This window comes from Streptomyces sp. NPDC006265, from assembly GCF_040613555.1.
GTDB lineage: Bacteria > Actinomycetota > Actinomycetes > Streptomycetales > Streptomycetaceae > Streptomyces.
In genome coordinates this window covers 1-5,558 of record NZ_JBEXSH010000615.1, presented here as the reverse complement: position 1 = coordinate 5,558, position 5,558 = coordinate 1, and the positions used below count along the sequence as shown (strand labels likewise).

7 protein-coding genes are annotated in these 5,558 nt (G+C 72.4%); 6 read left to right on the top strand and 1 reads right to left on the bottom strand.

Features of this window, described 5'->3' with window-relative positions; all coding sequences use genetic code 11:
- A partial coding sequence (locus tag ABZ281_RS35510) for an SDR family oxidoreductase (protein WP_356662191.1) occupies positions 1-489 on the top strand: 489 nt, incomplete at its 5' end.
- A 34-nt stretch (positions 490-523) separates the two neighbouring features.
- A complete protein-coding gene (locus ABZ281_RS35505) occupies positions 524-1,432 on the top strand; it encodes an SDR family oxidoreductase (RefSeq protein ID WP_356662190.1) in 909 nt (302 codons plus the stop codon).
- A 1-nt stretch (position 1,433) separates the two neighbouring features.
- Here the strand turns inward: ABZ281_RS35505 and ABZ281_RS35500 are convergent, their stop codons facing one another.
- Entirely contained in the window at positions 1,434-2,321 is an 888-nt protein-coding gene (locus ABZ281_RS35500; RefSeq protein ID WP_356662189.1) for a hypothetical protein, read from the bottom strand.
- A 124-nt stretch (positions 2,322-2,445) separates the two neighbouring features.
- Between ABZ281_RS35500 and ABZ281_RS35495 the strand changes: the two genes are divergently transcribed.
- The 4 genes from ABZ281_RS35495 to pepN form a co-directional block, all read left to right on the top strand.
- Positions 2,446-2,922 carry a GNAT family N-acetyltransferase gene (locus ABZ281_RS35495; protein ID WP_356662188.1) on the top strand — a complete coding sequence of 159 codons (477 nt, stop codon included), beginning with the start codon at positions 2,446-2,448 and terminating at the stop codon, positions 2,920-2,922.
- A 20-nt stretch (positions 2,923-2,942) separates the two neighbouring features.
- Complete coding sequence (locus tag ABZ281_RS35490) at positions 2,943-3,293, top strand: chorismate mutase (RefSeq protein ID WP_356662187.1); 351 nt, start codon at positions 2,943-2,945, stop codon at positions 3,291-3,293.
- Between the two features lie 141 nt (positions 3,294-3,434).
- Positions 3,435-3,983 (top strand): response regulator, encoded by a 549-nt coding sequence (locus ABZ281_RS35485; protein WP_356662186.1) that lies wholly within the window; start codon positions 3,435-3,437, stop codon positions 3,981-3,983.
- A 67-nt stretch (positions 3,984-4,050) separates the two neighbouring features.
- Positions 4,051-5,558, top strand: a 1,508-nt coding sequence (gene pepN / locus ABZ281_RS35480) for an aminopeptidase N (RefSeq protein WP_356662185.1), incomplete at its 3' end; no start/stop codon positions are given.

The following is a 5,558-nucleotide window of genomic DNA, read 5'->3' as shown; positions in this document are numbered from 1 at the left end:
GACCGGCACGCGCGCGTGGTGGAGCTCAACCTGCTCGCGCCGCTGACCGTCTCCCTCGCCGCCTACGACCGGCTCCGGTGCGCCCGGGGCTCGATCGTCATGATCGGCAGCGTCAGCGGCGGCCGCCCCTCGCCCGGCACCGCCGCCTACGGTGCCGCCAAGGCGGGCCTGGAGAGCCTCGCCCGCTCGATGGCCGTGGAGTGGGCACCCGACGTCCGGGTCAACACCCTCGTCGTGGGCATGGTCCGCACGGAACGGGCCCACCTCCACTACGGCGACCGGGACGGCATCGCCGCCGTCGGCCGCACGGTCCCGCTGGGGCGCCTGGCCGAGCCGTCCGACGTGGGTTCCGCCGCGGTGTTCCTGGCGTCCGGCGCCGCCGCCTACATCAGCGGGGCGAGCCTGCTGGTCCACGGGGGCGGGGAACGCCCGGCGTTCCTCGACGCGGCCACCGCCGGCCCCACATCCGCCGCGGACAGGGAGAGCTGACATGACCGGAGAGCCGGATGACCGGGGAGCTGACATGAGCGGACTCTGCGCGGGCCGGGTCGTGGTCGTGACGGGCGCGGGCCGGGGACTCGGCCGGGCCCACGCGCTCGCGTTCGCGGCCGAAGGTGCCCGGCTCGTCGTCAACGACCTCGGCGTGGGCCTCGACGGCACGCCCGAACCCGACGGCCCCGCCGCCCGGGTCGCGGAAGAGATCCGCGCGGCGGGCGGCGAGGCGGTGGCGCACGGCGGCGACATCGCCACGGCCGAGGGCGCCGCCTCACTCGTCCGCACCGCCCTGGAGACTTACGGCCGGCTCGACACCCTCGTCAACAACGCGGGCTTCCTGCGCGACCGCGTGCTGGTCAACCTCGACGAGGACGACTTCGACGCCGTCATACGCGTCCACCTCAAGGGCCACTTCCTGCCCCTGCGGCACGCGGCCGCGCACTGGCGGTCCGAGGCGAAGGCGGGCCGCCGGCCCGAGGCCCGGATCATCAACACCAGCAGCGGCGCGGGCCTGCTCGGCTCGGTCGGGCAGGGCAACTACAGCGCCGCCAAGGCCGCAGTCGTCGCCCTGACCCTGGTCGCCGCGGCCGAACTGCGGCGCTACGGCGTCCAGGTCAACGCGATCGCCCCCGCCGCCCGGACCCGGATGACGGAACGCACCTTCGCCGACACCATGACGCCCCCCGACTCCGGCTTCGACGCCATGGCCCCGGAGAACGTCTCACCCCTGGTGGTCTGGCTGGGCTCCCCGGCCAGCGCGGGGGTGACGGGCCGGGTCTTCGAGGCGGAGGGCGGCCGGATCACGGTGATGGAGGGCTGGCGGCCGGGTCCGAGCACGGACAAGGACGGCCGGTGGACCCCGGCCGAGGCGGGGGAGCAAGCCCGGAAACTCCTGTCGGAGGCGGCCGAGCCCGGACCGGTGTACGGCGCCCGGTAGGTCACGTGTCGCACTCCAGCACGCTCCGGCACAACGCGCACCGCGCCCGGACCCGCCCCCGCACCGGCACCCTGATCCGCTGATGGCACGTGGGGCAGGGGAACGACACCCGCAGCCGACCGCCCCCGTCGGGGGAGAACGCGTACCGCACCCCCGGCTGCGGCGGACCCGCCGGCGCGTGCCGCCGGTCCCGGGCGTACCGCCGCCGCCCCGCCCACCCCGCCGCGGTCAGCGGCGGCTGCTGCCCGTCCCGGCGGGCCAGCTCCGTCCCCTTCCCGTACGCCGTGTACGCCTGCGCACTGGTGAACCACACCGACGGATCCTCACCGAAGACCAGCGCCCGCTTGGCCAGCACGTACCCGAACTCCTCCGGCGTGAGATACCCCAGCTTCTGCGAGGACGCCCCGTCCTCCCGGTACGCGTCCAGCAGCAACCACCCCGCCCCCAGATACGTCGCCGCCGTGTCCGTGAGGATCTCGTTGTCCCGCATGCCCGGGAAGGACAGGTCGAGCCGGTGCAGGTACACGTGCATCACCTCGTGCGCGAGGGCCGCCCCGATGTCCCGCCGATGCGTACGGAACCGGTCGTTCAGCTCCACGAAGTACTCCGGCCCGGCCGCGAGCTCCACGCTCGCCGCATGCCGCATCTCCCGGAAACTCACGACCAGCCGGGCGTCCGGCAGCCGGTAGTGCCGCACCAGCTCGTGCGCCACCCGCTGCGCCCCCAGATACAGGTCGTCGGTGTCGCAGAACGCCACGTCGACCGGGAGCACGCTGGTCGCGAACGTCCGGACGGTGTCGTACGACAGACGCTTGTACAACGCCGTGATGGCGGCCCGCACCGTCTCCAGATGCGGGTAGCCGTGCTCGACCGGCCCGTCGTTCGCCACGCCTCACCCCCAAGACGCCCCTGAACCCGGTTCCACTGTACGAGGACCCACCCCGCCGCGGACGGGCCCCGGCACGGCGAAAACCGGTCGTCACCGGCCGACGCCCGACGGCAGAATCCGGGCCGTGACCCGCGAACAGCACACCGTCGCCGCCTCGCTCCGGGTGGGCGGCGAGGACGACGACCTCGCAAAGCTGCTCGACGAGGAACTGACCGCCTTCAACACCGCCGCCGCCGACGGGGCCGTCACCGAGCCGCTCTCCGTCCGCGTCACCGACGAGGCCGGCGCCCTGGTCGGCGGGCTCACCGCCTGGACCTGGGGCACCCTGTGCTCCGTGGACATGCTCTGGGTCCGCGAGGACCGGCGGCACTCCGGCTTCGGCGGCCGGCTCATGCGCGCGGCGGAGGCGGAGGCCGTCCGGCGCGGCTGCACCGACATGATCGTCTCCACGTACAGCTTCCAGGCACCCGGCTTCTACCCGAGGCTCGGCTTCCGGGAACGGGCCCGCATCCGGGGCGTCCCCGGCGGCCACGAGGACATCCACTTCCACAAGCGACTCCTACCGCCGAAGGATGAGACGGCCGGCGGCCACCCGGCGTGATCCCCGTAGGCTGACGCCCCATGACCACCAGCAACACCGGTTCCCGCGACGTCGACCCCGCCGTCCGCACAGAGCTCGCCCGGCTGCGCGACAGCATCGACAACATCGACGCGGCCGTCGTCCACATGCTCGCCGAGCGCTTCAAGGCCACCCAGCAGGTCGGCCACCTCAAGGCCCAGCACCAGCTGCCGCCCGCCGACCCGGCCCGCGAGGCCCGCCAGATCGCCCGGCTGCGCGCACTCGCCGAGAACGCCAAGCTGGACCCGGCCTTCGCCGAGAAGTTCCTGAACTTCATCGTCGCCGAGGTCATCCGCCACCACGAGCGCATCGCCGACGAAGCGCTCAACGGCACCACCACAAGCGGCAACTGACCTCGCGCGCACCCCTCGGGGGGGAGTGACACGGCGACCCGGCCGGGGCATGCTGCGCTGTACACAGCATGTCAGCTGACGAGCACTGCGCGTCAGTGTCCCGGACTACTCTGGACCTCCACGAGGGAGGGGCGTCGGGCCATGCCGTCGGATACCAGCATCCTCATCGTCGACGACCACGAGGACACGCTCTACGCGCTGGAGAGCGCCCTGGCTCCGCTGGGCCACCAGCTCAGCCGGGCCACCAGCGGCGACGAAGCACTCAAGCAGGTGCTGCGCGGCCAGGTCGGCCTGCTCCTGCTCGACGTGCGCATGCCCGGCGTCAGCGGGCTGGAGGTCGTGCGCTACATGCGGCGCGTGGAGCAGACCCAGCACATCCCCGTGATCCTGCTCACCGGCTTCGGCGCCGACCACGAACTGACCACCACCGCCTTCGCACTGGGCGTCGCCGACCTCGTCCTGAAGCCCGTCGACCCGTGGGCCCTGCGCACCAAGGTCCGCTACCTCTACGGCTCCCGCCGGCGCCAGCTCGCCCTGGAACGGGAGGTGCGCCGCCTTCGCGCCCTCACCGGGGAGCACACCGAGACCGCCGCACACACCCGCCCGGGCCTGCCGCACCCCGACGCGCGCGTACCGACACAGCGGCCCATGGGGGCGCACGCCGGGGAGCTGGAAAGGGACCGCACGTAGACCGGACATTGGGCACGTACCGATCCGCCCCTGTGCGTTGCCGACGCCATCAGGCAGCATGTCTCGCATGTCCGTACTGACGCGCGACGAAGCGCAGACCCGAGCAGAGCTCCTCGACGTCCACCGCTACACGATCGAACTCGACCTGACCGGCGGAGACGACACCTTCGACTCCCGCACCCTGATCAGGTTCGCTGCCCGCGTGGACGGGAACACCTTCGTCGAGCTCAAGCCCGCCGAGCTGCGCTCCGTCACCCTCGACGGACACCCCCTCGACCCGGAAGCCCTCGACGGCAACCGGCTCGCCCTGCCGCACCTCACCGCCGGCGAGCACGAACTGCGCGTGGACGCACGGATGCGCTACTCCCGCACCGGCGAAGGCATGCACCGCTTCACCGACCCCACCGACGGCGAGACCTACGTCTACACCCAGCTCTTCCTGGACGACGTCCAGCGGGTCTTCGCCGCCTTCGACCAGCCCGACCTGAAAGCCGTCTTCGAACTGTCGGTGCAGGCCCCCCAGGACTGGACCGTCCTCACCAACGGCATCACCGAACAGGCCGACGGCGTATGGAAGGCGGCCCCCACACCGCTCATCTCCACCTACCTCGTCGCCGTCGCCGCCGGCCCCTGGCACTCCGTGCGCACCGAGCACCGCGGCCTGCCCTTCGGCCTGCACTGCCGCCGCTCCCTCGCCCCCTACCTGGACGCCGACGCCGACGAACTCCTCGACATCACGCGCGCCTGCTTCGACCGCTACCACGAGAAGTTCGACGAGCCCTACCCGTTCGACTCCTACGACCAGGCCTTCGTCCCCGAGTTCAACGCCGGCGCCATGGAGAACCCGGGCCTGGTCACCTTCCGCGACGAGTTCGTCTACCGCTCCGCCGTCACCGACACCGAACGCCAGACCCGCGCCATGGTCATCGCCCACGAGATGGCCCACATGTGGTTCGGCGACCTCGTCACCCTCAAGTGGTGGGACGACATCTGGCTGAACGAGTCCTTCGCCGAATACATGGGCTACCAGACCCTCACCGAAGCCACCCGCTTCACCGACACCTGGACCGACTTCGGCGTCACCCGCAAGTCCTGGGGCTACGACGCCGACCAGCGCCCCTCCACCCACCCCGTCGCCCCCGAAGCCGTCGACGACACCGCCTCCGCGCTGCTCAACTTCGACGGCATCTCCTACGCCAAGGGCGCCAGCGCGCTGCGGCAACTGGTCGCCTGGCTCGGCGAGAAGGATTTCCTCGCCGGCATCAACACCCACTTCGCCCGGCACAGGTTCGCCAACGCCACCCTCGCCGACTTCATCGACAACCTCGCCGGCGCCACCGACCGCGATGTCCACGCCTGGGCCGACGCCTGGCTGCGCACCACCGGCGTCGACACCCTCACCCCGCGCATCACCCCCGGCGAGCACGGCACCTGCGCCCTCACCGTCGACCGCGCCGGCAGCCGCCCGCACCGCGTCGCCGCCGGCCTCTACGACCGGGACCTCGGCGACGACGGCGGCCAGCTCGTCCTGCGCGAACGCCTCCACCTGGACCTCCCGCGGACCGACGCCCACCC

What these genes read in the sequence shown, in the direction of transcription:
- ABZ281_RS35485 (WP_356662186.1), top strand. Translation starts at nt 3,435, where the DNA reads ATGCCGTCGGATACCAGCATCCTCATCGTCGACGACCACGAGGACACG.
- ABZ281_RS35490 (WP_356662187.1), top strand. Translation starts at nt 2,943, where the DNA reads ATGACCACCAGCAACACCGGTTCCCGCGACGTCGACCCCGCCGTCCGC.
- ABZ281_RS35505 (WP_356662190.1), top strand. Translation starts at nt 524, where the DNA reads ATGAGCGGACTCTGCGCGGGCCGGGTCGTGGTCGTGACGGGCGCGGGC.